We start from the raw sequence: 22,833 nt of genomic DNA on the forward strand, positions 1-22,833 counted from the left end.
GGTTTAGAATGGAAAGAAATTTGATGATTGCCGGATTCGGCGGACAGGGTGTAATGACCATGGGCAAGCTTTTATCAGAAGCTACTTGCCAGTCAACAGATCTCAACGTAACCTTCTTCCCTTCTTATGGCGCAGCTATGAGAGGTGGTACAGCTAACTGCTACGTTGTAATTTCTGATGAAGATATTGGTGCACCGGTATCTAACAGTGTTGATGACCTTGTGGTAATGAACGGACCTTCACTACACAAGTTCCTTCCAACTCTTAAGAAGGGCGGCACGCTGTTTATCAACAGCTCGATCGTTAAGGATCCAATCGAAAGAGATGACATCACAGTTGTATCGGTTCCTGTTACAGAGATGGCTCTCGAGATGGGTAACCCAAGAGTTCTCAATATCATAATGCTTGGAGCTTACATTGGCTATTCAAACGCAGTACCGGAGCAGGTTATTTACGACGGAATTCACCACAAGTTTGAGCACAAGCCTAAGGTGATCCCTCTAAACGACAAGGCATTCCAGACGGGTCTGGATATAGGTGCCGATCACAGGAAGTAATCGGCGATCGCTTGTCAGCAGCAACTATTAATAATCCAACATGTATGAGAAAAGGCAGCTGAAATCAGCCGCCTCAGACTGTAGACAAAGTCTCGCCAAGCAATGGGCGAGGCTTTTCTCATACCTGGAGTTGCTCCGGTAATCTCATGCCCCCTGCTTGTTCACAATGAGTACAATGTGGAGGTGGAGGGAAAGATAATGGCTAGAGGTTGATAATATCACGCTATTTGGATATAATCGAGAGTAATATATTCGTGTTTTGTTGCCTTGAAGGCAAGGAGGATATAATGGCTAGAAGAAAACATATGACAGATGCAGAGAAGACTTTACTGATTGAAGAGGGGAAGGTAGCGAGAAGACATAAGATGCTCAAGACAAGCATGAAGATTGCGGGATTTGGACTTATTGTCGGAGCTACACTTGTTGTTGCAACAAAAAAGATTTTTGACGAGATTTTCGTTGAGGATGACTGGTCAGATGTAGACTGGGGCGAGGACGACGAGGATTACGGCGTATACTAAGCTCTGATATTTGGCATAGATATATAGCTTGAAAGGGATAATGATGGCTGAAAAAAAGGAAACATTTTTTATTACTACACCTATATATTACCCAAGCGCTAAGCTGCACATAGGGCATACCTACTGCACGGTTATGGCTGATGCGATGGCCAGATTCAAGAGACTGACCGGCTATGACGTCAGATTTCTGACTGGTACTGATGAGCACGGACAGAAGATTGCTAAGTGCGCACAGGAGGCAGGTGTTACACCTATCGAATATATCGATCCGATAGTCGATACCATCAAGAGGCTGTGGGCGACGATGGAAATCAGCTACGATGACTTCATCAGGACTACTGAGGAACGTCACAAGAAGCGCGTGCAGGATATCTTTATGAAGATGTACAACAGCGGAGATATCTATAAGGGAAAATATGAGGGATGGTATTGTACACCTTGCGAATCCTTTTGGACTGAGAGCCAGCTGGTTGACGGTAAATGTCCGGACTGCGGCAGACCGGTCAAGAAGATGAGTGAGGATGCTTATTTCTTCAAGCTATCCAAGTATTCTGACAAGCTTACCGAGCTGCTCGGCAATGGAGAGTTCCTGCAGCCGGAGTCTCGTGCGAAGGAGATGATTGCGTTCGTCGAGCATGGGCTTGAGGATTTATGCATTTCCAGAGAGTCATTGGACTGGGGCATTAAGGTGCCAATTGATGAGAAGCACGTTATCTACGTGTGGCTGGATGCGCTGTCAAACTATATTACCGCTCTCGGGTTCCCTGGCGAAGACGAAGAGATGTACAAGAAGTACTGGCCGGGTATTAACCTCGTAGGAAAGGAAATCGTTAGATTCCACTCCATTATCTGGCCGGCAATGCTTATGTCCATGAATGAGCCGGTTCCGCAGAAGGTTCTGGGGCACGGCTGGATTCTGATCGACGGAGGCAAGATGTCCAAGTCAAAGGGCAACATCGTTGATCCTGAGATTCTCATCGACAGATATGGAATTGATGCGCTCAAGTACTTCCTTCTCAGAGAGTATACTTTCGGACAGGACGGTGTGTATACCAACGAGATCATGCTTAACCGCATCAATTTCGACCTCGCCAATGACCTGGGTAACCTTTTATCCAGAACAGTCTCCATGATTGAGAAATACTGCGATGGAATTGTTCCGGAGGCCACTACAGAGGATGAGATTGATCAGGCATTAATTGATACAGCTATGGGATGTGCGGCAAAGGTTGAAGCTCATATGGATGATTTTCACTTCAACAACGCACTGGAAGAAATCTGGGCTGTAATCGCCAGAGCCAACAAGTACATCGACGAGAAGATGCCTTGGGTGCTCGCCAAGGATGAGAGCAAGAAGGCAGAGCTCGATACAGTTATGAGCAACCTCGCGGAGACACTTAGAATGATTTCAATTCTGATTATCCCTTACATGCATACTGCCTCCGAGAGGATGAGAGATCAGCTTGGACTCTCCGACGTAGAGCCTGAGTGGTCTAACCTTGAGGTATTCCGCATGATGGTTGGAGCAAGAGTCCACAAAGGTAATCCTCTCTTCCCTAGACTGGATGTGGCGCAAGAAATCGAAATCCTTTCAAACACACAGCAGGAAAAGGTTGCAATAAAATCAAATAACCGCAAGAAATAAAAACGAATGAAGTCTCAAGTTCATACTTGAGGCTTTTTGATAATAGAGAAAAGGATTAGTTATATGCTGTTTGATGCACATACTCATTTGAATTATGCAGAGTTCAGCGAGGCTGAGAGGGCTGAACGAGCGCAGGAAATCGCAGAATCCGACGTCGACTTTATCATAGATGTCGGAGATTCCGTTGCATCCTCCAAGCAGGCTATAAAGGATGCGGCTGATTATCCATGGTGTTATGCGACTGTAGGACTGCATCCGGATCAGGCAATGATTGTCACGGATGCCGACGTAGAAGCGATCAGAGAGCTTGCAGGTGCACCCAAGGTTCAGGCTGTCGGTGAAATAGGACTTGATTTTTACTACGGGAAGGATTCAAGGGATGAACAGGTGGAGCTGTTCAGAAAACAGATACGGCTTGCCAATGAGCTCAGAATGCCTATGATGATTCATACGCGGGATGCAGATGGACTGACAAAGGATATTCTTCTCGAAGAAGGCGCGTTCAGCGAGGAGCGCAAGAGCTGGTTCCCATTGCGCCCGGATGAAAACGGTGAAATGATTTCCGATGCAAGAGTGCAGCTTCACTGTTACTCGGGATCGCTCGAGCTTGCGCGTGAGTATGTAAAGCTCGGTGCGACATTTTCAATTGGAGGACCGCTGACTTTCAAAAATGCGAGAAAAACGGTAGAGGTGCTGAAGGGAATACCGCTAGAGTATATAATGAGTGAGACGGATGCACCGTTTCTGGCACCGGAGCCTAAGCGCGGAAGAGCTAATAGATCGCCATATATTGAATACACGGTCAGGAGAATGGCGCTGCTCAAGAGCCTGGACTATGAGGAAGCGGCGCGCATTACGTCTACAAACGCAAGGCGTTTCTTCAACATAGACAGCGACAGATAGGTGAAATTATAATAAATTTGTACGGATAACATAGACGATGGATAAGATTCTAAGAAATATCATAGCTAGCAATACTATAGCGAAAGGAGATTCGGTAATTATCGGTTTTTCGGGTGGACCCGATTCGCTGACGCTTCTTTATGCGTTGAATTCCATGAAGTCCGCATACAGCCTTAGCCTTTATGCGGTACACGTTAATCACCGGATTAGACCGGGAGACTGCGAGGCAGAGGCAAAGCATGCTAAGGATATTTGCGATAAACTGAGAGTCCCCTTTGAACTTCGTGTGTATGATTGTAGAGCAATAGCGTTAAGGGAGAGAATTTCGGAGGAGGAGGCAGGCCGTCACGTTCGTTATGAGTCTTTTGCTGAGGCTGCTAAGGCGGTAGAGGCGGGTGGAGTGGACAGAGATAGGATCAAGATTGCGGTGGCACAGAACGCCGACGATCAGGTTGAGACAGTATTATTTCATATTCTTCGCGGTACAACAGTGCATGGACTTGCCGGTATTGCCAAGGTGCGGTTAGATGAGCATGGTTACAAGGTGGTGAGACCGCTGCTTGCTACTCCTCGAAGCGATATTGAGGAGTATATATTGGAAAAAGCTCTCGAACCCAACATTGACGAGAGCAATGAGAAGCCTATATACAGCAGAAATAAAATTAGACTTGAGCTAATACCGGATCTGGAGAAGAAATTTAATCCGTCGTTAAGGAAGTCGATAATCAGACTGAGTGAGACTGCAGCTTGCGATGATGACTACATGATGCAAGCTGCCGAGGACGCCTTTGCGCGTGTCAAGGTTAACACTGCGATTGCCGATGATGTATGTGAAGGGAAAGGTAGAACGTGCAATGATAATGAACATGAGCTTGAAGCTGATGATAAGTGCGAGGTTCATTACCGCATCGGACCTTTGATTGGGATGCATGCTGCGGTAAAACGGCGCGTCGCAGCCATTATTCTGGAAGAGAATGATATACATCCTACCTACGATCTCGTAAATGCAATTGTTTCTATCGTAGAATCTGACAGCCCGTCGGCGAGCTGCAGTCTACCGGGTGGAGTAATTGCAGAACGAAGATATGGTGAGCTCGTACTGACGGATAGGCAGCCGCAGGCTGACGTAAAGGTTCTTACAAAAGGGAAAGACGTGCCGATCCCGACGCCTTTCATTTTAAGCGCGGAGGAGTACAGGAAAAAGGTTTCAAATGTAAAGCGCGAGGACATAGGACAGGAAGCCGTGATTCCGATGCGATTTGCATCGTTTGATCTCGACAAGCTCGCTGAGTCTAGGGGAGTCATAATTGATGAACCCTGCGATGGAATGGAGCTTCTATCCAAGCTGTCAATCAGACTCAGAACCCGAAGACCTGCAGATTACATCTCGGTCGGTAAGGGAAACAAAAAACTGCAGGATTTTCTGGTCGACGAGAAGGTGCCAAAGTCTGCTCGAGATACGGTCGATTTCATCGCATGCGGAGACGAGATACTGTGGATTTTGCCGCGTGATGATTTTAAATCCGAACGTTATCGGATGAGGGGAAAATATTCACAGAAATATCAGATTGACGACAACTCAAAGAGGGTTTTGTTTCTTGAACTGTTCTAATACGTATGATAAAATAACACCGCAGTTTGTGCAAAATAACAAATTTTAGCTCAAAAACATAATTTTAAAAGATGAGGGGTACGATAATTGAAGAGATTTACTAAGAATTTCGGAATATATTTGATTATATTCGTGGTAGTTCTCGGAGTTGCCACTTTTTATAAAGGCTATGACGGGGCACACAAGAACACCGAAGTAAAGTTCTCAACCTTTGCAACCCACCTAGAGAAGGGTAAATACGAGAAATTAAATATAACAGACCGCAAGATGACTGCGACGCTGAAGAACGGTGATAAGGAATACGCTTACGCTCCTTCCGCCATTGAGATTAACTGGCTGGAGACAAATTACATATTCCCGCAGATTAAGGAGGGGAAGCTCAAGCTGGCCAGCGATCCTCCGGAGAGCAGTGTCAACTTCTTCTCGCTTCTGCCAACCATAATAATGGTAGTCGCACTTGGATTCCTGTTCTACTTTATGATGAGTCAGGGAGGTAACAACAAGGCGTTCCAGTTTGGCAAGAACAGGGCGAAGCTGTACAAGGAAAACGGCAAAAATATAAAATTTGAAGACGTTGCCGGACTCAAGGAAGAGAAGGAAGAACTGGAGGAGATAGTAGACTTCCTCAAGAACCCTTCCAAATATTCCAATTTAGGAGCAAGGATTCCGAAGGGAGTCCTGCTCGTAGGCAGTCCCGGTACAGGTAAGACTTACATTTCGCGAGCTACGGCCGGCGAAGCCGGTGTGCCGTTCTTCACCATTTCAGGATCTGACTTCGTCGAGATGTTCGTCGGAGTTGGTGCATCCCGTGTCAGGGATTTGTTTGAACAGGCTAAGAAGAATGCACCTTGTATCATCTTTATCGATGAAATTGATGCGGTAGGCCGTAAGAGAGGTGCCGGCCTCGGTGGCGGTAACGATGAGCGTGAGCAGACTCTGAACCAGCTGCTTGTGGAGATGGATGGATTTGACGGCAACGCCGGCATCATTATCCTTGCCGCAACTAATAGACCTGATGTGCTGGATCCGGCTCTGCTGCGTCCGGGCAGATTTGATAGACAGATTGTTATTGGTATGCCGGATGTAAAGGCAAGAGAGGAAATATTCAGGGTTCATACCAAGAACAAGCCTCTTGCGGATGACGTTACGCTTGAGGTATTGGCAAGGAGAACACCGGGCTTCTCACCGGCGGATATCGAGAACCTTGTCAACGAGGCAGCACTGCTGACCGCCAGACGTAACGGAACCAAGATCAGAATGGATGAGATAGAGGAGGCTACAACCAAGGTTATGGCCGGACCGGCTAAGAAGTCCAGGGTTATCTCAGAGTCTGAGCGAAAGCTGACAGCATACCATGAGGCCGGACACGCAATCGTGATGAAGTCGCTTCCTAAATCGGATCCGGTTCATCAGATTACAATTATCCCTAGAGGTATGGCAGGTGGATTCACCATGTCATTGCCTGAAGACGAGAAGTTCTTCATGACTAAGGGAGATATGGTAAATATGATTAAGCATATGCTTGGCGGAAGAGTTGCGGAGGAGCTTAAGCTCGATGATATCAGCACTGGTGCAAGCAACGATTTGGAGCGCGCAACAGGAATTGCCAGACAGATGATTACCAAATACGGATTCAGCAAGAAGCTGGGACCTGTAAGCTTTAGCTCTAACGAGGAGGTTTTTCTGGGAAAGGACCTGTCCACCAGACAGAACTATTCCGAAGAGACAGCGTCTGAAATCGATAACGAGATCAAGCACATCCTGGAGAGCTGTTACATAGACACAACCGCAATTCTCAAGGAGCATGACGAGGCCTTTGAGAGGGTTGCTCAGGCTCTGCTGCTTGTGGAGACTCTGGATGGTGAGCAGTTCAACGACCTGTACGATGGGAAGGTTACTCCGGAGGAGTTAGCTGACAATGTAAAGGCTCGTGAGGAGGAAATCGCTGAGATGAACGAGGCTGAGGCTAAGGAGAGTGAGAAGATTGAGGAGCAGAGACGCGCTGAGGCGGAGGAAAGACTCAAGGAGTTACAGTCTGTGCTGGTCGGGGATCTGAAGTTTGAGGAATCGACTTTTGCAGAAGGTACGGAGGATTCTGAAAAGCAGCCTGAAGCCGCTGAAGAGGAAGAATGTACAACTGAAGCTACAACAGATGACGAAGTGAAGACAGATACTGAAGCTGCTGATGAGCACAAGGATTCTGATCAGCAGTAATTGAGGAGCAAGATTATGAGGATAACCGTAGAAGATTGCCTTAATTTGGATGCTTTTAAAGGCAGCACCGTAATTTCATGCAAGAGAAAGATGGATCGAAGGGTGCGCACGCTCTCAGTTTTCGACGAGATTGATTATGAAAAGGGAATCGAACGTAACGGAATTAAAGAACAGATGGTTCTGACCCATTTCTGGAATTGCAAGGATGATATCGATGCTCAGTGCCGTATAGTGGTAGGCTTCGGCAAAAAGGCAATCGCCACACTCGTAATTTTCCTCAACGAAGAGGGTGTTAGAGCCGTTGATCCTAAGGTTATAAAGACAGCCGAGGACAACGGACTCCTCATCGTTGTCGTTCCGGATGATAAGGAGATTACATACGCTGCTGTGATGGAACAGGTTCTGGATAAGATTCTGTACGGACATAATTACAGCGACAATATTCTTAACAACACTATCTATCATCTTCTCAATTTTGAGAAGCACAGCAACTTCCAGAGCGCCCTCAAGGAAGCTGCCATCAATAACGATTATCAGGCTATCCTTATGACCACAGAATTCAACCCGATTCTGACTATCGAGACTCGTCATGAGGAGACTATAGACAACGCGATAGTTCAAGCCAAGAAGAGAGATGTATCTCACTCTTCGATGTTCACACAGGTCAATATCAACGATGTCATCACTTACTGGGGTACCATTGATATCAACAATGAGAAGCACATTCTGATGATTGTCGACAACGAAGATAACTACTCGGCGACGGAGATTAAGAAGCTCGCTGAGATTATTGAGCTTGCAATGGGTATGTGGAAGTACACGCCTGAAAGAGACTCGAGGGCAGAGTTTATCAAATCTGCTATAAGAGGTGATTTGACGTTCTGCTACACTCTGATCGATGAGGCCGGACTCAAAAATAAGCAGTTCATCAGCGTGTTTTATGCAAATGGAATAAACAACAGCACTTCGCAGGATATTCTCGAGAAGTATAAGGCTGAAAAGGGCTTTGGAATACTGCCTTTGATTGAAGGCAATGAATACTACGGTATGATTTACGCCGACACAGGCGAAGACAAGGGCATGCAGCTTAAGAACGACTGCCTCAAGATGTACGATGATCTCAAGGAGGGTCGCAAGGATGTGAGAATCTTCCACTCGACCGGCATCGAAGAGCTGGATAGTGCAATTGAAGGCTTTAAGATGATAAATGAGACTTGGAATGACGTCGAAGCGGTATTCCCGTATAAGAGGGTGTTTACCAAGTATGAAATGTCGATGGTTTGTAACTGTATCAACATCCAGATGCAGAGCAACGTGCTCAAAAAGATTTATCTCGATCTGCTCGAGCCTTTCGAGAGAGAGGTATCGCTCAACAAGGGAAGATTGCTGCTGGAGACGCTGGAGACATTTGTGCTTGATGCGGGCATGAACAGCAACAAAACTGCTGAATTTATGAGTATTCATAACAACACAGTTCAATACAGACTAAAGCGAATCAACGAGATTCTCGGAGCGGAGCTGACCGGCAATAGAATTATTCCCGGTCTTACCATGGCACTGGCGCTAAGGAGAATGGAGGATCGCTAAAATGCTTCTGGCTGTAGATGTAGGGAATACAAATATAGTAATAGGCGTATTTAGCAAGTCGAAGCTCATTACCAGCTGGCGACTTGCCACTGATAGTAGGCGAAGTGCAGACGAATATGGGATTCTAGTCGAGCAGATGTTTAGACATGAGGGCCTTGACCCATCCGACATCGACGATGTGATTATTTCCTCGGTCGTGCCTTCGCTGCTTTTTGCCTTGCAGCATATGTGCTTCAAGTATCTGCACGTGTCACCGCTAGTTGTTGAGACTGGTGTTAAGACGGGGCTCAAGATTAAGTGTGACGATCCCAGACAGATTGGCTCTGATAGAATTGTAAATGCAGTTGCTGCACATCACGCATATGATGGACCGCTTATTGTCATCGATTTCGGGACGGCTACGACGTTCTGCGCTATCACCGAGGACGGAGAGTACCTTGGCGGCACGATTGCGCCCGGAATCAAGATTTCCGCAAAGGCGCTTTTTGAGCAGACTGCAAAGCTGCCCAACGTAGATCTTGAGGCTCCCGGCAACATGATTTGCAAGAATACCATCGAGAGTATGCAGTCAGGTCTCGTGTACGGACACATGGGACTTACAGAATATATCGTTGGAGGCATGAAGAAGGAACTTGTAACGCATTACGGCAAGAACTACGATGATATCAAGGTTATCGCAACCGGTGGCATGGCTACCATGGTAGAGAATGGAATTAACTGCATTGATGTCGTGGAGAAGAGACTGACACTTGATGGACTGGTTCTGATTTATGAGAAAAACAAATCACAGAGAAAGAAACGTTAATAATGTCAGATAGCAGATACGTTATAGGCGGTGTAGAGCTGCATAACCCTTTCTTGTTGGCGCCGCTTGCGGGCGTCACCGACGCAGTCATGCGCATGCTGTGCACTGAGCAGGGCGCTGCTATGACTTGCACAGAGATGGTGAGTGCAAAGGGTCTCTTCTACAGAGATAGGAAGACTCCAGCTCTTCTGTATATTCCGGAAGACGCAGGGCCGACTGCCGTTCAGATATTTGGCAGTGAGCCGGAGGTGATGGCGGAGGCTGCATGTATGCTCAATTCGCATCCAAATGTTATCATTGATATCAATATGGGCTGCCCCGTTCCCAAGGTAGTTAAGAACGGAGATGGGGCGGCGCTGATGAAGGATCCTGAACTGGTATATGACGTGGTATATGCTGTGGTAAAGAACTCGGATAAGCCGGTAACCGTCAAGATTAGAAAGGGCTTTGACGCTGCTTCGATCAACGCCCGTGAGGTTGCAAAGGCTATTTCGAGTGCCGGAGCTGCTGCGGTGGCCGTGCATGGCAGGACTCGTCAGCAATTCTATACGGGAAGCGCTGACTGGGATATAATCAGGACGGTCAAGGAAGCCGTGTCCGTCCCCGTGATAGGAAACGGCGATGTATTTAATGGCAAGGATGGCGTCCGCATGATGGAGGAGACAGGTTGTGATTTTGTCATGGTTGCAAGAGGTGCGATGGGCAATCCTTGGATTTTTAGAGAGCTTAATGCGGCACTTCGCGGAGATGAAATTCCGGCGAATCCGACCGTCAGTGAGATAAGTGATATGATGATAAGACATCTTGATGCACTGGTTGAACTCAAGGACGAGTACTCGGCGGTCAGGGAGATGCGAAAATTTGTAGCGTGGTATACAAAGGGCATCAAGGGCGCTTCAAGGCTGCGCGGTAAGATTAATACTATTGAAACACAGGCAGATATGAAAGAGGCTTTGAGAATTGATTAGGAACAAGAGATTTAAGGCGGCATCAGCGATGATGCTACTGCTGCTACTGGCAGTAGTGCTGAGCGGCTGCACGACCTTTGACAATTTTAAAAAGACTTACATAGACAAGAAGGTTGTCGGAGATACCAACACTATCAATATCGGTATCTATGAGCCCAGCTCGGGTGAGTTCAAGGAGCAGGGAGAGGAAGAGATTAGAGGTATCGAGCTGGCAAATTCGATATACGGTAATGTAAATGGAATCAAGATTAACCTCGTCAGGGTCGACAATCAGTCGGATATCAATTCAGCTAAGACTGCAATTCAGAACCTCATCAAGATGAAGCCGACTGTGATTATCGGAAGTGCCGGAGAGGCCAACTCTATGGTAGCTTCGCCGTACATTGAGAAGGCCAAGATTCCGGCAATTACTCCTTCTGCGGCAAATCCGCTGATTACAGAGAACAACAAGTATTATTTTAGGGCTTCAATAACTGAATCGCAGAGAGGTGCAGGACTTGCTGAATATGCATATAGCGTACTCAATTCTCGCAAGATAGCGACAATTTCAATCAGAAACGACAGCTCAAACACAGCACTTTTAAAGGGCTTTAATTCCAAACTCAGTGAACTTGAGACAGCTGCAGCAGGTGATGCGCAATCAGAACCTACATCGTCGATAGTTTATAAGGAGGATATAAACATTGATTTTGCCGGATACAAGAAGCTGGTGAAGAAGATTAAAAAATCCGGTGCAGACGTGGTATTTATTCCGTTTGGAACAGAAAAGGCAGACCTGTTCTTTAAGACTGTCGAAAAGGAAAAACTTGAAGGCAATATAACCTTTGTCGGGAATTCAACATGGAATGACTATGATTTTACCCGGATGATGAAGAAACATCCTAATATAAAGGTGGTGTTTCCGTCAGATTCAGTATTTAGTGCCGGCAAGACTACTACCAAGTCAATCACTGCTGAAACTCAGAGATTCCTGATTGAGTATGCCAACAAGTACGGTGATGATAATGAACCGACTAGCAACGCTGCTCTTGGTTATGATTCATATTTGATTGCGATTAATGCAATCAACAAGGCCAATTCGACCAAGCCGGATGATATCCGGAAGGCTTTGTCAAAGCTATCGGATGTGCGGGGGGTAACCGGAGTGTTCTCATTCGACAAGGACGGAAATCCGGTCAAGTCGGTAAACCTTTCAACTATTAAGAAAGGAAATATTATTTCGCTGTACGTAACGAACGATACGACCGTGGCACAGACGATGGAGAAGATAAAGTAAACTCTGTAAGCGGGGAAATACAAAAGATACACGTGTTATTATCAGGCTGAAAATAGAAGATAACTGCGGGCTGGTAATTCAAGTAAAGGGAATAGGGTCAAGAGAAATGGGTTACATTGAGAATTTAGAGAAGTTAAATTCTGAAATGATTGAAGAGCTCGCCAATTCGGTAAGAATCAACAGCGCCATGTCTGATGCCGTAAGAACTCCGGACGGAGAGGTGTATCCATTTGGAAAAGGGGTGCAGGATGCGCTCGTACATTTCCTTGAGCTTGGCAAGCGCATGGGCTTTGAAGTTCACAACTATGATAACTATGCAGGGGAGATAGTGTTCCCCGGTGATCCCGGAGACGAAACATTTGGTATTATCGGACATCTTGATGTCGTTCCGGCAGCTGATGACTGGATGTACGGTCCTTTCAATCCTGTTATTGAGGATGGATATATGTACGGCCGTGGAACATCTGATGACAAGGGCCCGGTTATGGCCGGACTGTTCGCTATTAAGGCGATCAAGGATGCAGGAATTACGCCTAAGAAGAACATAAAGATAATTGTCGGACTGGATGAAGAGCATGGAACGGAGAGTGTTGAGCATTACAGAGATGTTGCAAGCCTTCCTGATTTTGGAATTACTCCAGATGCTAACTTTCCGGTTATCAACGGAGAGAAAGGAATTCTTTCTTTTGATATAGCTCAGAAGCTCAAGAAGCATACTCCCAAGGAAGGATTGGTTATCAGCAAGCTGCATGGCGGCTTGGCTGCAAATGCAGTACCTGCTCAGGCAAGAGCTGTGCTCGCTTCCGAGGATAGAACAAAATATGATGAGATTTCAGAGCGGGTTAAGAGGTATGCAGAGGAGAGCGGATATGATATCTCTGCCAAAAAGACAGGTACATCGTTAGCTGTCGAGGCTCATGGACTCGCAGCTCATGGATCAATTCCTGAAAAAGGACTAAATGCTGTCAGTATTCTGATGGAATTCCTCGGAAAGCTGAAATTTGCAGGTGATGACGTAACAGAATTCATAGATTTTTACAATGACCACATTGGGTTTGACCTCAACGGTGAGAGATTGGGGTGCAAGCTTGAAGATGATAAATCAGGCAAGCTGATTGTGAACGTGGGTACTATGGAGATTAACGATGAAGTAGCTACGATGGAGATAAACATCAGAATTCCGGTTACTTTTGACAGTACGGAGGTTTATGCGGGGATTGAGAGCGTACTGGGCGCTAATCAGGGCATCGTCAAGGTCATGGATGAGAAGTCTATCTATATCGATCCTGAGGACGATTTTGTCAAGACTCTAATGGCTGCATACAAGGAGTATTCAGGAGATAAGGATAGCGAGCCTATCGTAATCGGTGGAGGAACTTATGCAAAGCACTTCAACAGAGTTCTTGCATTCGGAGCACTGTTTCCTTGGGAAGAGGACAGAATGCACATGACTGACGAGAGGATTTCGCTCGATTCATATAGCAGGATGGCAAATATCTTTGCGGCTACCGTATACAATCTCTGCTGTAGGTAGGGTTAGAACAACGTATGAGTGATCAAGAACGGATTGTACATATTAAAAATGAGCAAGCTACTGAAGAGTTTGGACTGAATCTGGCTTCAGAGCTGAAGCCGGGCGATATAGTTGCCCTCATCGGGGCGCTCGGTACAGGCAAGACAGCTTTGACAAAGTATATCGCCAAAGGTCTGGGAGTTACGGAAAATATCGACAGTCCAACCTTCAATATTGTCAAAGAGTACAAGAGCGGTAGATTGCCGCTCTTCCATTTTGATGTCTACAGATTGTCCGGTGGGGATGATCTGCTGGATATCGGCGCTGATGAATATTTCTATTCAAACGGCGTGTGCGTCGTCGAATGGGCTGACCTGGTCGCCGATGTCATTCCTGACAAGGCAAAGGTGATAATTATCAAGTACGGCGAAAATCAAGGGGAGAGAATTTACAGATGTATATTCTAAGTATTGAGACTACAGGAAAATATGGGTCAGTTGCTCTTATTGATGGAGCTGCTAAGGCTGTATCGCGAAGCTCTAATGAGGAGATGAATCACTTACAGGATGTGATGGTGCTTGTTGATCAGTGTCTGCAGGACGAAGCAATTATCCCTGACAAGCTGAGCGCAGTTGCAGCCTCGATAGGTCCGGGATCATTTACCGGCATAAGGATTGGTGTATCTACTGCGAGAGCCATAGCTGAGGTGCTCGAATTACCTTGTGTTGCGGTATCTTCTCTCGAGGGAATGGCAGCTCTGGCGGATGAGCATGTTGAGTCGACGGTCAGGTATTTTGCACCTATCATCAACGCTAGAAGGGGGCAGCTATATGGAGCCCTGTTTGTCCGAGCCGGCAAAGGTTATAAGGCTGTGATTGAGGAGCGTCAATATATGATAGATGAATTTCTCAATGCGGTTAAGCAGATGGAGGTCACTGATTCGGAGCTTGTATTTGTCGGTGACGGCATCGATGCGTATGAAACCGAGATTCGTAATGCAGGAGCTTTTGTACTCGCGCCGGTAGATTGGCGATATCAGGATGCCGCACCGATTGCAAGGCTGGCACTGAGGCGGTTTCGTGCAGGTGCGGTCGTGAATTACGAAAAGCTCATCCCTAACTATATGAGAAAGAGCGAGGCAGAGATGCGCCTTGAGTCAGGAACGCTGAGCAGCAAGATAGGTAAACCCCAATGTTAGATGCGGTTTGTAACGAGGCTTCACACGTTCTGGTGAGAACAGCAGAGGCTGAAGATCTGGATGCAATATATGCTCTCGATGTAGCTACCTTTGCCATACCTTGGAGCAAGGATGCGCTGCACTACGATATCGTGGAGAACGACAACTCGATGGTGCTGGCAGCGGAGTATGACGGTGAATTTGCAGGATATGCGGATATATGGACGGTTTTGGATGAAGCAGATCTCAACAGCATAGCTGTGAGCGGGGAATTTCGCAGACGCGGCATCGGAAAGGCTGTTATCATGTCTATGATCAGGAGGCTCGAGGCAGGCGGCGTCTACACCATCAACCTCGAGGTTAGGGCGAGCAACGAACCGGCAATATGGCTTTACAAAAAATGCGGATTTACAGAGTGCGGCGTGCGTCCGGGATACTATCTCGACAATGGCGAGGACGCGTTGATTATGAAGAGGGAGACAGGTGATTATGCATCAGAATAAGCATATTACACTGGGAATAGAATCTAGCTGTGACGAGACTGCGGTTGGTATAGTGGCGGACGGCCGCGAGGTGCTTGCAAATGTCATATCGTCGCAAATTGCGATTCATACGAAATTCGGAGGTGTTGTACCTGAGATAGCTTCGAGGCGTCATCTGGAGAATATCAACGGTGTAATTGAGCAGGCTCTGGATGAGGCCGGAATCACGATTGATGAGGTGGATTTGATTGGTGTCGCGTACGGGCCGGGACTTGTCGGAGCACTTCTTGTAGGTGTGGCAACAGCAAAGGCTATGGCTTGGGCCAAGGGCATTCCTCTTGTCGGGGTTAATCACATGCATGGTCATATCGCCTCAAATTATCTGGAGTACAAGGAGCTGGAGCCACCCTTTATCGGACTGGTGGTTTCCGGCGGCCATACAAATATTATTAAGGTCAATGATTACAACGAGTGCAAGATACTCGGCGCGACGCGCGATGATGCAGCCGGAGAGGCTATGGATAAGGTTGCCCGAGTTGTAGGTCTGGGATACCCGGGAGGACCTAAGATAGATAAGGCGGCTCGTGAAGGTGACAAGCGTGCAATAGAGTTTAAAAGAGTGTACCTCGAGGATGGCAGCTATGATTTTAGCTTTAGCGGTCTCAAGACTCAGGTGCTCAACTATATCAACAACGAGAGACAGGCGGGACGCGAGATTAATGTACCGGACCTTGCGGCATCATTTCAGGAGTCCATAATGGAGGTTATTGCCGATAAGTCTATAGCTGCTGCGGTAGAGTACGACAGCAATAAGGTTGTCGTAGCAGGAGGAGTTGCAGCTAACAGCAGGTTGAGAGAGCTGCTGGAGCACAAGGGCGCTGAGAAGGGGATCGAGATTCTCAAGCCGGCGCAGATACTGTGCACTGATAACGGTGCGATGATTGCCTGCTCTGCATATTATCAGATGAAGAAAGGAGAGTTCGCGGATATGTCGCTGGACGCGTGTCCCGGACTGGAGTTTTAGCTATGCTTGTAATGTCCGCAAAAGATATATGCAAGTCATATGGAACTGACATCATCCTGGAGGATATTTCGTTTTCCATCAATAAAGGTGATAGAGTCGGCATTGTCGGTCCGAATGGAGCCGGCAAAACTACGCTTCTCGGCATCATTTCCGGTGAGAATGAACCGACAAGCGGCAGCGTTTTTGTGCGCAGCGGCTACGTCGTCGGGTATCTCAAGCAGAAAAATCATTTCTTCTCAGAGGGGACAGTTCTTGAAGAAGCGGCCAAGACCTTTACGCATTTCCACGAGATGGAAGAGGAAATTTCCAGACTGGAAAAGGCTATCTCCGATACTGGCAATCCCGGGTTCGATCAGAATCTGGAGACGTACACTCATCTGATGGACGAGTATAATTTGGCGGGAGGGTATACTTATAAGAGCGAGCTTACAGGAGTACTGGCGAGCATGGGATTTGATCCTGAGACTCATGACAAGGAGATAAGCATGCTCTCGGGTGGAGAGAGGACACGTCTGGCGCTTGCGTGCATGGTGCTGAGGAAGCCGGATATACTGATGCTCGACGAGCCGACCAATCATCTCGATCTCAAGATGCTGGCGTGGCTTGAGTCGTTCCTCAGAAGCTACAAGAGGACGATTATAGCCGTATCTCACGATAGATATTTTCTGGACCGTATTGTCAGTCGCATCTTCGACATGCGCAGAACTCACCTCGTGGATTACCGTGGAAATTACTCAGAGTACCTTGTGAAGCGCGATGAACGTGAAGAGGTGATGCGCCGTGAGTATGAGAAACAGCAGAAGGAAATAGCCCGTCAGGAGGAGATCATCCGCCGATTCAAGCAGCATAACACGGAGCATCTGGTAAAACGTGCCCGGTCAAGAGAAAAACGACTTAAGCACCTAGACGTGCTCGATAGGCCGGAGCTCAAGCAGGCAGAGCTAGAGCTTTCGTTCGATGCCGACTTTCAGAGCGGCAAGGACGTAATCATGACAGAGGCGTTGTCCAAGAGCTTTGGTGATAAGCAGCTATTTGAGAACGTCAAATTCGATGTCAAGAGCGGCGAGAAAATCTGCTTTATCGGCGAAAACGGAGTTGGCAAGACAACTCTTATGCGCATCATCATGGGAGAAGAGGAGGCTGATGACGGGTATCTCAAGATAGGGCATAATGTCGATTTTGGATATTACGATCAAGGGCAGCTCCTGCTCGACGACACCGAGACAGTGCTAGGTGAGATAAAAAACGCTTATCACCTGTACACCGATACAGAGATGCGCAATATTCTGGGCAGGTTCCTGTTTAGAGGTGACGATGTGTTTAAGAGCGTTTCCTCGCTTTCGGGCGGTGAAAAGGCCAGATTGTCGCTGCTCAAGCTGATGCTGTCCGGTGCCAACACTTTAATTTTCGACGAACCGACGAATCATCTGGACATCGAATCCAAGGAAATCGTCGAATCGGCCATCATGGAGTTCAAGGGCACCGTGCTGATTGTGTCTCATGATCGTTATCTGCTTAGCAAAATTCCGGACAGGATTCTCGAACTTAGACGGGACGGCATCAGGGAATACAAGGGCAAGTTTGACTATTATCTGGAGAAGAGTGCCCGGCTGGATCAGGAGGAGCAGGATCCTAATATAAATGAACCTTCATCTACCACGCAGACTTCCGCGCTAAGTGCAGAAGAGGAACGCAGGCTGCGCAAGGAGCAGGAGGCTGAAGAACGCCGTAGAGCCCGCAAAATTGTCGAGCTGGAGGGTGTCATTCATGATCTCGAGGCCAAGATAGATGAAATTGAGACAGAGATGTGCAAGCCGGAGCACGGCACCGATGTATTCTATCTGCGGGAGGCAGGAGATAGAGCAGATGCGCTCAAGGCCGAGCTAGAAGGCGTGTATGACGAATGGCTGATGTTACAGGATTGATAAAAAACTTGCAAGTATCAATTGTATAATTTATAATTAACCTTGAATTTCAAAAGGAGGTTACGCTATGACTTTTGATACAGTTAGAGATCTTGTAGTCGAGCAGCTTGGTGTAGATGCTGATATGGTTCAGATGGACACTAACCTGATGAAGGATCTCGAAGCAGATTCGCTCGACGCTGTAGAGATTATTCTCGGTGTTGAGGAAGCATATGGACTCGATATTCCGGACGAAGATGCTGAGAAGTTTGAGACCGTAAAGGATCTGGTTGAGTACGTAGATTCACATAAGTAATAATATGAAAATTGTCAAATTGGGGTGGAAGTATTTATGAAAAGCAGCAACACAAAGGTATCGAATGCGATTATTCGCAGATTACCAAGGTATAGAAGATATTTAAACGAACTACGCAAGCAGGGGGTCAAGAAGATATCTTCTAATGAATTAAGTGAGCTTATTGGTTATACTGCATCTCAGATTAGACAGGATCTCAATACATTTGGTGGCTTCGGCCAGCAGGGCTATGGTTATACTGTTGATTCTCTGTTCAATGAGATTAACAGGATTTTAGGACTTGACCGTGAGTATAAGACGATCGTAGTTGGTATTGGTAATCTTGGTCAGGCAATCACGAACTACACTTATTATTACAAGATTGGATTCAATATCGTAGGACTTTTCGATGTTAATCCTAAGCTTGTTGGACTAAGCATCAATGATGTGCTTGTTCGCGATTTTTCTGAGATGAGCGATTTCGTTAAGGAGAACAATATTGATATCGCGATTATCTGTGTAAATCGTGAGAATGCGCAGAAGGTTACAAATGTCCTTGTCGATGCGGGAATAGAAGGCATCTGGAACTTTGCTCCGCTCGATCTCGACGTACCGGAGCACGTTGCGGTTGAAAATGTTCATCTGAGCGACAGCTTGCATACGTTATCGTTTATGATCAGAAGCAATGAGCTCGAAGAATCTGACAAGTAGTTTTCGGCGCTTAAGAAAATTGCGGCTGTGGCAGTGCCACAGTCGTTTTCTTGTATCTGCTGTAGCAGTGGATTTGCCGAGCGATAGCGAGGTGAATCAATAAACCGTCGGCATAGCCTGTTAGATTAGGATCGGAGTTATAGGACAAAACGCGTTGGAGCTATAGAAGGATTATAGGATAAAACGTGTTGGTAGTTAATTCCGGTAATTTTATGCAGAAGAAAGACCGTCTAGGCAAAAAGAAAATCCCCTGCGCATCACGCAGGGGGAAATATTCTACCTTTGGTTCATCCCCTAGGGATTACTCCTGTGAAGGTGCGCCTACAGGGCATACATCTGCACAAGCTCCGCAGTCAATGCAAGCATCTGCATTGATTACGTAAGGTGTGCCCTCTGAAATAGCCTCTACCGGGCAACCATCTGCACATGCACCGCAGCTGATGCAATCTTCGCTAATCTTATAAGCCATAATAAATCCTCCTATGTCTAAAACGTCATTTGTCTTTCTACGTTTGCATTGTAACATGATACAATAGGTTTGATAAAGTTAACTTTTTATAAAGTTTTCAACGGTCTTATAAGGTATGAAGGTTTATTCATTTACAGGAAAAAGTGGAACAGGAAAGAGCTATCAAGCTATCAGAGTTGCCAAGGAAAACGGTGTACCAGCCATCATTGATGATGGCCTTTTGATATACAGAAATAAAATAGTAGCCGGCAGTTCTGCCAAGAAATGTGAATCCAGAGCCAAGGCGATGCGTACAGCACTCTTTAACTATGAAGATCAGAGAAATGACGTGCAGAAGAAGATTAAAGCTCTAAAGATTAAGAGGATACTCGTTTTGGGCACCTCAGACCGCATGGTAGATATCATTACAGATACGCTGGAGCTCCCCAGAGCTGTCAAGAGGCTGTATATAGAAGATTTTACCAGTGCCGGTGAGAGGAGGATAGCCTCTGACCGCCGGAATAATCACGGGGAACACGTGATTCCGGCACCGATGGGAGACTTGAAGCGCGATTTTGCAGGATATTTCATGAATCCTCAGAGATTTATCAGGAACCTGACGCTCAGCAACGATGAGACCGACGGTTACGAGAAAACTGTCGTGATGCCGCAGTACAGCTTCAACGGAAATTATACGATTAATGAGAATGTGGTCAGGGATATCATCCGAATTGTTTCCCGGCAGTACGGGCGCAATATCAAGGTGACCAATTATTATAACAATAGCAGGACAGGAAGCTTCGTTATTGTGCTCGATCTCAAGATACGCAAGACAGTTGACTGCATGCGGTCTTGCATCAATCTGCAGCGAGATGTCAAGCGAAGCGTTGAGAGTATGACTTCGTTTCAGGTCAAGCGCGTAGACCTCAATATTAAGGAGCTTGTTCTGGACAGGGAGATTACCGGAGGGTTGCGGAAAAGAAAAGAGAATATTGAACGAAGGCACAATAATTAAGAAGCTGTTCTCATAGGAGTATGAGCCCCTCGAGGCTCTTTTCTGTCACATGCTTGTGCTGACAGGCTTCTTGCCTTTGCCAAGCGAAAATTGTTCGAGATAGTTCAAATATTTTTTTTCGCTGGTTGATAATTCATCGATTGGTCTATGTGCTATACCGTATATGAACTTCAGCGGCGGGTTAATCGGTATTGCACATATGTTGGCATCATCAGGCATATTGTTGGCAAACTCAACAGAATGAAGAGATGCTCCCTTCCCGGTCTTGAGGAGGTCAATGCTCCCAATTGAACTGCCCTCATATGTTGGATTAAATGCGAGTCCTTCAGAGAGCATGGCATCTTTGATTATTGTCTGGAGCGTTGAATTCCTGCCGGGTATCAACATCTTCTCACCCGATAGATCTTTGAGGGAGATGCTTTCCCTATTTGCCAAAGGATGTGAATTGTTAAGCAGCGCAACGAATCTCGTTTCCACCATAGGCAAGAATTCGTAATCACCGGTCCGAGGGCTGGGTGGGAAGGCTGTAAACAGATTGAATTTCCGCTTATTATACATTTCAAGCAGACCGAGTTCATCTGCTTCTATGAGGCTCAGGTTGATTTCCGGTTCAGTTACCATGAATCCAATCATGTAGCTTGCAAAATTGTAGTATTGTGGATTGGAAATAACTCCTAAGGTAAGGGTGTTGCTGCCTTCTCCGGAAAATGCTTTAAGCTCATTGGTATATGAAGCGCACAATTCAGCAATTTGTTTTGCGTATGGCAGAAATAGTCGACCCTGATCCGTGAGCTCTATCGAACGCGTGGTTCGAATAAATAGTGGTGTACCAAGCTCTTTTTCCATAGAGCGTATGTGTTTTGACAATGAGGATTGAGAGATGAATAACTCCTCGGCAGTCTTGCTGAAACTGAGATTATTTGCCAAACTTACAAATTCTATGATGTAATCCGTATTCATAGTCGGTCTCCTTGGACTTCAAGTGCTTATGCCATTGTGGAATAAATATTAGCACATTTTGAATTGCCGCACAATGTAAATGAGAACTATAATTGATAAAAAGATATCAAACATTAAAATCTGTTGAGATATCGAGTCATCAATTACTGGCTGAATTACTATAATAAGGAGGCGCTGTATGTTATTTCAAGTTTATGGCGAGCATTCGTTCTATCAGGTAATCGGATGGGTGCTGGTTTTTGCCGGATTAATTATCACTAATGAAATCGAGAGAAGATCCAAGCTTGGCGGGTATTTCTTCTTTCTTGCACTGCCGGCAGCGCTGACAGTTTATTTTATTGCTATTTACGTAGGAGCCGCTCATGGCGCATCTTGGGCTCTTAACAACCCAACTTACGTCCACATGACTAGCTGGTTCCACTATGCGAAGCTGTATGCAGCAACAGCAGGCTGTATCGGGTTCATGATGCTTAAATATAAGAAGGGCATCGGTAAGACGGAGTGGTTCAAGGTGTTCCCGTTTGTAATTGTTGCTATCAACATCATCATCGCCGTATGTAGTGACTTTGAGAGTGCGATCAGAGGATCAGTGGCTCTTGCAAATACAGGGTCGAGATGGTGGTTGTCTTCCGAGGGCGTGTGGCTTTACGGTGGCTGGTGGAACGTCGCAAATGGAATAGCAGGACTTATCAACATATTCTGTATGACCGGTTGGTGGGGAATCTATCAATCCAAAAAGCGTGATGACATGCTATGGCCGGATATGACATGGGTATTTATCGTTGCTTATGACGTATGGAACTTCGAATACACATATCTTAATCTGCCTACCCACTCTTGGTACTGCGGTTTTGCATTGCTGCTCGCACCTACGTTTGCAGCAATATTCTGGAACAAAGGCGGATGGATTCAGAATCGTGCAAATACACTGGCAACATGGTGCATGTTTGCGCAGGTGTTCCCAATGTTCCAGGATTACAGCAATTTCTCGGTTATCCCAAGCCTATATGCCGATGGGTTTATGAAGAGTGGTGTTCATCCAACTGCAGTCGATCCGAGGGCCGGAGGCATTGTGGCTGTCGCATCTATTCTGGTAAATCTGGCAGCATTAGCCTATATCATCAAGAGAGCCAAGGCACAGGGAATTAATCCATACAAGCACGAGGTATTCAGCGGCACACACGACTTTGAAGAGGCTATGCTGAGAGCCGCCTAA

At 46.4% G+C, this 22,833-nt stretch carries 22 protein-coding genes; 20 read left to right on the plus strand and 2 right to left on the minus strand.

Features of this window, described 5'->3' with window-relative positions; genetic code table 11:
• The first annotated feature begins 8 nt into the window (after positions 1 to 8).
• The 18 genes from HMPREF0581_RS04435 to HMPREF0581_RS04520 all read left to right on the plus strand — a co-directional run bounded on the left by HMPREF0581_RS04435 (position 9) and on the right by HMPREF0581_RS04520 (position 19,194).
• A complete protein-coding gene (locus HMPREF0581_RS04435) occupies positions 9 to 557 on the plus strand; it encodes a 2-oxoacid:acceptor oxidoreductase family protein (RefSeq protein WP_009644374.1) in 549 nt (182 codons plus the stop codon).
• A gap of 287 nt (positions 558 to 844) precedes the next feature.
• On the plus strand, positions 845 to 1,078 hold the full coding sequence (locus HMPREF0581_RS04440; protein WP_009644339.1) for a hypothetical protein: 234 nt from the start codon (positions 845 to 847) through the stop codon (positions 1,076 to 1,078).
• 43 nt (positions 1,079 to 1,121) lie between these two features.
• On the plus strand, positions 1,122 to 2,723 hold the full coding sequence (metG, locus tag HMPREF0581_RS04445; protein ID WP_009644248.1) for a methionine--tRNA ligase: 1,602 nt from the start codon (positions 1,122 to 1,124) through the stop codon (positions 2,721 to 2,723).
• A gap of 63 nt (positions 2,724 to 2,786) precedes the next feature.
• Complete coding sequence (locus HMPREF0581_RS04450) at positions 2,787 to 3,626, plus strand: TatD family hydrolase (protein WP_009644227.1); 840 nt, start codon at positions 2,787 to 2,789, stop codon at positions 3,624 to 3,626.
• A gap of 37 nt (positions 3,627 to 3,663) precedes the next feature.
• A complete protein-coding gene (tilS, locus tag HMPREF0581_RS04455; protein WP_036380684.1) occupies positions 3,664 to 5,238 on the plus strand; it encodes a tRNA lysidine(34) synthetase TilS in 1,575 nt (524 codons plus the stop codon).
• A gap of 87 nt (positions 5,239 to 5,325) precedes the next feature.
• The gene (gene ftsH / locus HMPREF0581_RS04460) at positions 5,326 to 7,452 is read left to right on the plus strand and encodes an ATP-dependent zinc metalloprotease FtsH (RefSeq protein ID WP_036380686.1); all 2,127 of its coding nucleotides are present in this window, start codon (positions 5,326 to 5,328) and stop codon (positions 7,450 to 7,452) included.
• Between the two features lie 15 nt (positions 7,453 to 7,467).
• Positions 7,468 to 9,039: a PucR family transcriptional regulator gene (locus HMPREF0581_RS04465; RefSeq protein WP_009644338.1), complete on the plus strand. Its 1,572-nt coding sequence runs from the start codon at positions 7,468 to 7,470 to the stop codon at positions 9,037 to 9,039.
• Position 9,040: 1 nt separating this feature from the next.
• Complete coding sequence (locus HMPREF0581_RS04470; RefSeq protein WP_009644257.1) at positions 9,041 to 9,844, plus strand: type III pantothenate kinase; 804 nt, start codon at positions 9,041 to 9,043, stop codon at positions 9,842 to 9,844.
• Positions 9,845 to 9,846: 2 nt separating this feature from the next.
• Positions 9,847 to 10,812: a tRNA dihydrouridine synthase DusB gene (dusB, locus tag HMPREF0581_RS04475; protein WP_009644340.1), complete on the plus strand. Its 966-nt coding sequence runs from the start codon at positions 9,847 to 9,849 to the stop codon at positions 10,810 to 10,812.
• Positions 10,805 to 12,088 carry an ABC transporter substrate-binding protein gene (locus HMPREF0581_RS04480; RefSeq protein ID WP_036380687.1) on the plus strand — a complete coding sequence of 428 codons (1,284 nt, stop codon included), beginning with the start codon at positions 10,805 to 10,807 and terminating at the stop codon, positions 12,086 to 12,088. The genes dusB and HMPREF0581_RS04480 overlap by 8 nt, the downstream gene beginning before the upstream one ends.
• A 106-nt stretch (positions 12,089 to 12,194) precedes the next feature.
• Positions 12,195 to 13,622, plus strand: coding sequence for a dipeptidase PepV (gene pepV, locus HMPREF0581_RS04485; protein ID WP_051426932.1), 1,428 nt, complete (start codon positions 12,195 to 12,197; stop codon positions 13,620 to 13,622).
• A gap of 14 nt (positions 13,623 to 13,636) precedes the next feature.
• The gene (gene tsaE, locus HMPREF0581_RS04490; protein WP_009644314.1) at positions 13,637 to 14,068 is read left to right on the plus strand and encodes a tRNA (adenosine(37)-N6)-threonylcarbamoyltransferase complex ATPase subunit type 1 TsaE; all 432 of its coding nucleotides are present in this window, start codon (positions 13,637 to 13,639) and stop codon (positions 14,066 to 14,068) included.
• Entirely contained in the window at positions 14,056 to 14,799 is a 744-nt protein-coding gene (gene tsaB / locus HMPREF0581_RS04495) for a tRNA (adenosine(37)-N6)-threonylcarbamoyltransferase complex dimerization subunit type 1 TsaB (RefSeq protein WP_036380689.1), read from the plus strand. Before tsaE ends, tsaB begins: the two co-directional genes overlap by 13 nt.
• Entirely contained in the window at positions 14,793 to 15,281 is a 489-nt protein-coding gene (rimI, locus tag HMPREF0581_RS04500) for a ribosomal protein S18-alanine N-acetyltransferase (protein WP_009644302.1), read from the plus strand. The genes tsaB and rimI overlap by 7 nt, the downstream gene beginning before the upstream one ends.
• Complete coding sequence (tsaD, locus tag HMPREF0581_RS04505; protein ID WP_036380691.1) at positions 15,268 to 16,284, plus strand: tRNA (adenosine(37)-N6)-threonylcarbamoyltransferase complex transferase subunit TsaD; 1,017 nt, start codon at positions 15,268 to 15,270, stop codon at positions 16,282 to 16,284. Before rimI ends, tsaD begins: the two co-directional genes overlap by 14 nt.
• A gap of 2 nt (positions 16,285 to 16,286) precedes the next feature.
• Positions 16,287 to 18,209, plus strand: coding sequence for a ribosomal protection-like ABC-F family protein (gene abc-f / locus HMPREF0581_RS04510; RefSeq protein ID WP_036380693.1), 1,923 nt, complete (start codon positions 16,287 to 16,289; stop codon positions 18,207 to 18,209).
• Positions 18,210 to 18,276: 67 nt separating this feature from the next.
• On the plus strand, positions 18,277 to 18,504 hold the full coding sequence (acpP, locus tag HMPREF0581_RS04515; RefSeq protein ID WP_009644380.1) for an acyl carrier protein: 228 nt from the start codon (positions 18,277 to 18,279) through the stop codon (positions 18,502 to 18,504).
• Between the two features lie 36 nt (positions 18,505 to 18,540).
• Positions 18,541 to 19,194, plus strand: coding sequence for a redox-sensing transcriptional repressor Rex (locus HMPREF0581_RS04520; protein ID WP_009644335.1), 654 nt, complete (start codon positions 18,541 to 18,543; stop codon positions 19,192 to 19,194).
• A gap of 301 nt (positions 19,195 to 19,495) precedes the next feature.
• Here the strand turns inward: HMPREF0581_RS04520 and HMPREF0581_RS04525 are convergent, their stop codons facing one another.
• On the minus strand, positions 19,496 to 19,663 hold the full coding sequence (locus HMPREF0581_RS04525; protein ID WP_009644219.1) for a DUF362 domain-containing protein: 168 nt from the start codon (positions 19,661 to 19,663) through the stop codon (positions 19,496 to 19,498).
• Between the two features lie 115 nt (positions 19,664 to 19,778).
• Between HMPREF0581_RS04525 and HMPREF0581_RS04530 the strand changes: the two genes are divergently transcribed.
• On the plus strand, positions 19,779 to 20,657 hold the full coding sequence (locus HMPREF0581_RS04530; RefSeq protein WP_009644301.1) for an Asp23/Gls24 family envelope stress response protein: 879 nt from the start codon (positions 19,779 to 19,781) through the stop codon (positions 20,655 to 20,657).
• A gap of 45 nt (positions 20,658 to 20,702) precedes the next feature.
• Here the strand turns inward: HMPREF0581_RS04530 and HMPREF0581_RS04535 are convergent, their stop codons facing one another.
• On the minus strand, positions 20,703 to 21,617 hold the full coding sequence (locus HMPREF0581_RS04535; RefSeq protein WP_036380695.1) for a LysR family transcriptional regulator: 915 nt from the start codon (positions 21,615 to 21,617) through the stop codon (positions 20,703 to 20,705).
• Between the two features lie 178 nt (positions 21,618 to 21,795).
• On the opposite strand from HMPREF0581_RS04535, the gene HMPREF0581_RS04540 reads away from it, so the two are divergent.
• Positions 21,796 to 22,833 carry a DUF5692 family protein gene (locus HMPREF0581_RS04540; RefSeq protein WP_036380697.1) on the plus strand — a complete coding sequence of 346 codons (1,038 nt, stop codon included), beginning with the start codon at positions 21,796 to 21,798 and terminating at the stop codon, positions 22,831 to 22,833.

Source organism: Mogibacterium timidum ATCC 33093 (assembly GCF_000525775.1).
GTDB classification, from domain to species: Bacteria; Bacillota; Clostridia; order Peptostreptococcales; family Anaerovoracaceae; genus Mogibacterium; species Mogibacterium timidum.

Coding starts and splice junctions, on each gene's coding strand:
- HMPREF0581_RS04435 (WP_009644374.1), top strand. CDS start 9: ATGGAAAGAAATTTGATGATTGCCGGATTCGGCGGACAGGGTGTAATG.
- HMPREF0581_RS04440 (WP_009644339.1), top strand. CDS start 845: ATGGCTAGAAGAAAACATATGACAGATGCAGAGAAGACTTTACTGATT.
- metG (WP_009644248.1), top strand. CDS start 1,122: ATGGCTGAAAAAAAGGAAACATTTTTTATTACTACACCTATATATTAC.
- HMPREF0581_RS04450 (WP_009644227.1), top strand. CDS start 2,787: ATGCTGTTTGATGCACATACTCATTTGAATTATGCAGAGTTCAGCGAG.
- tilS (WP_036380684.1), top strand. CDS start 3,664: ATGGATAAGATTCTAAGAAATATCATAGCTAGCAATACTATAGCGAAA.
- HMPREF0581_RS04465 (WP_009644338.1), top strand. CDS start 7,468: ATGAGGATAACCGTAGAAGATTGCCTTAATTTGGATGCTTTTAAAGGC.
- HMPREF0581_RS04470 (WP_009644257.1), top strand. CDS start 9,041: ATGCTTCTGGCTGTAGATGTAGGGAATACAAATATAGTAATAGGCGTA.
- dusB (WP_009644340.1), top strand. CDS start 9,847: ATGTCAGATAGCAGATACGTTATAGGCGGTGTAGAGCTGCATAACCCT.
- pepV (WP_051426932.1), top strand. CDS start 12,195: ATGGGTTACATTGAGAATTTAGAGAAGTTAAATTCTGAAATGATTGAA.
- tsaE (WP_009644314.1), top strand. CDS start 13,637: ATGAGTGATCAAGAACGGATTGTACATATTAAAAATGAGCAAGCTACT.
- tsaB (WP_036380689.1), top strand. CDS start 14,056: ATGTATATTCTAAGTATTGAGACTACAGGAAAATATGGGTCAGTTGCT.
- rimI (WP_009644302.1), top strand. CDS start 14,793: ATGTTAGATGCGGTTTGTAACGAGGCTTCACACGTTCTGGTGAGAACA.
- tsaD (WP_036380691.1), top strand. CDS start 15,268: ATGCATCAGAATAAGCATATTACACTGGGAATAGAATCTAGCTGTGAC.
- abc-f (WP_036380693.1), top strand. CDS start 16,287: ATGCTTGTAATGTCCGCAAAAGATATATGCAAGTCATATGGAACTGAC.
- acpP (WP_009644380.1), top strand. CDS start 18,277: ATGACTTTTGATACAGTTAGAGATCTTGTAGTCGAGCAGCTTGGTGTA.
- HMPREF0581_RS04520 (WP_009644335.1), top strand. CDS start 18,541: ATGAAAAGCAGCAACACAAAGGTATCGAATGCGATTATTCGCAGATTA.
- HMPREF0581_RS04525 (WP_009644219.1), bottom strand. CDS start 19,663: ATGGCTTATAAGATTAGCGAAGATTGCATCAGCTGCGGTGCATGTGCA.
- HMPREF0581_RS04530 (WP_009644301.1), top strand. CDS start 19,779: ATGAAGGTTTATTCATTTACAGGAAAAAGTGGAACAGGAAAGAGCTAT.
- HMPREF0581_RS04535 (WP_036380695.1), bottom strand. CDS start 21,617: ATGAATACGGATTACATCATAGAATTTGTAAGTTTGGCAAATAATCTC.
- HMPREF0581_RS04540 (WP_036380697.1), top strand. CDS start 21,796: ATGTTATTTCAAGTTTATGGCGAGCATTCGTTCTATCAGGTAATCGGA.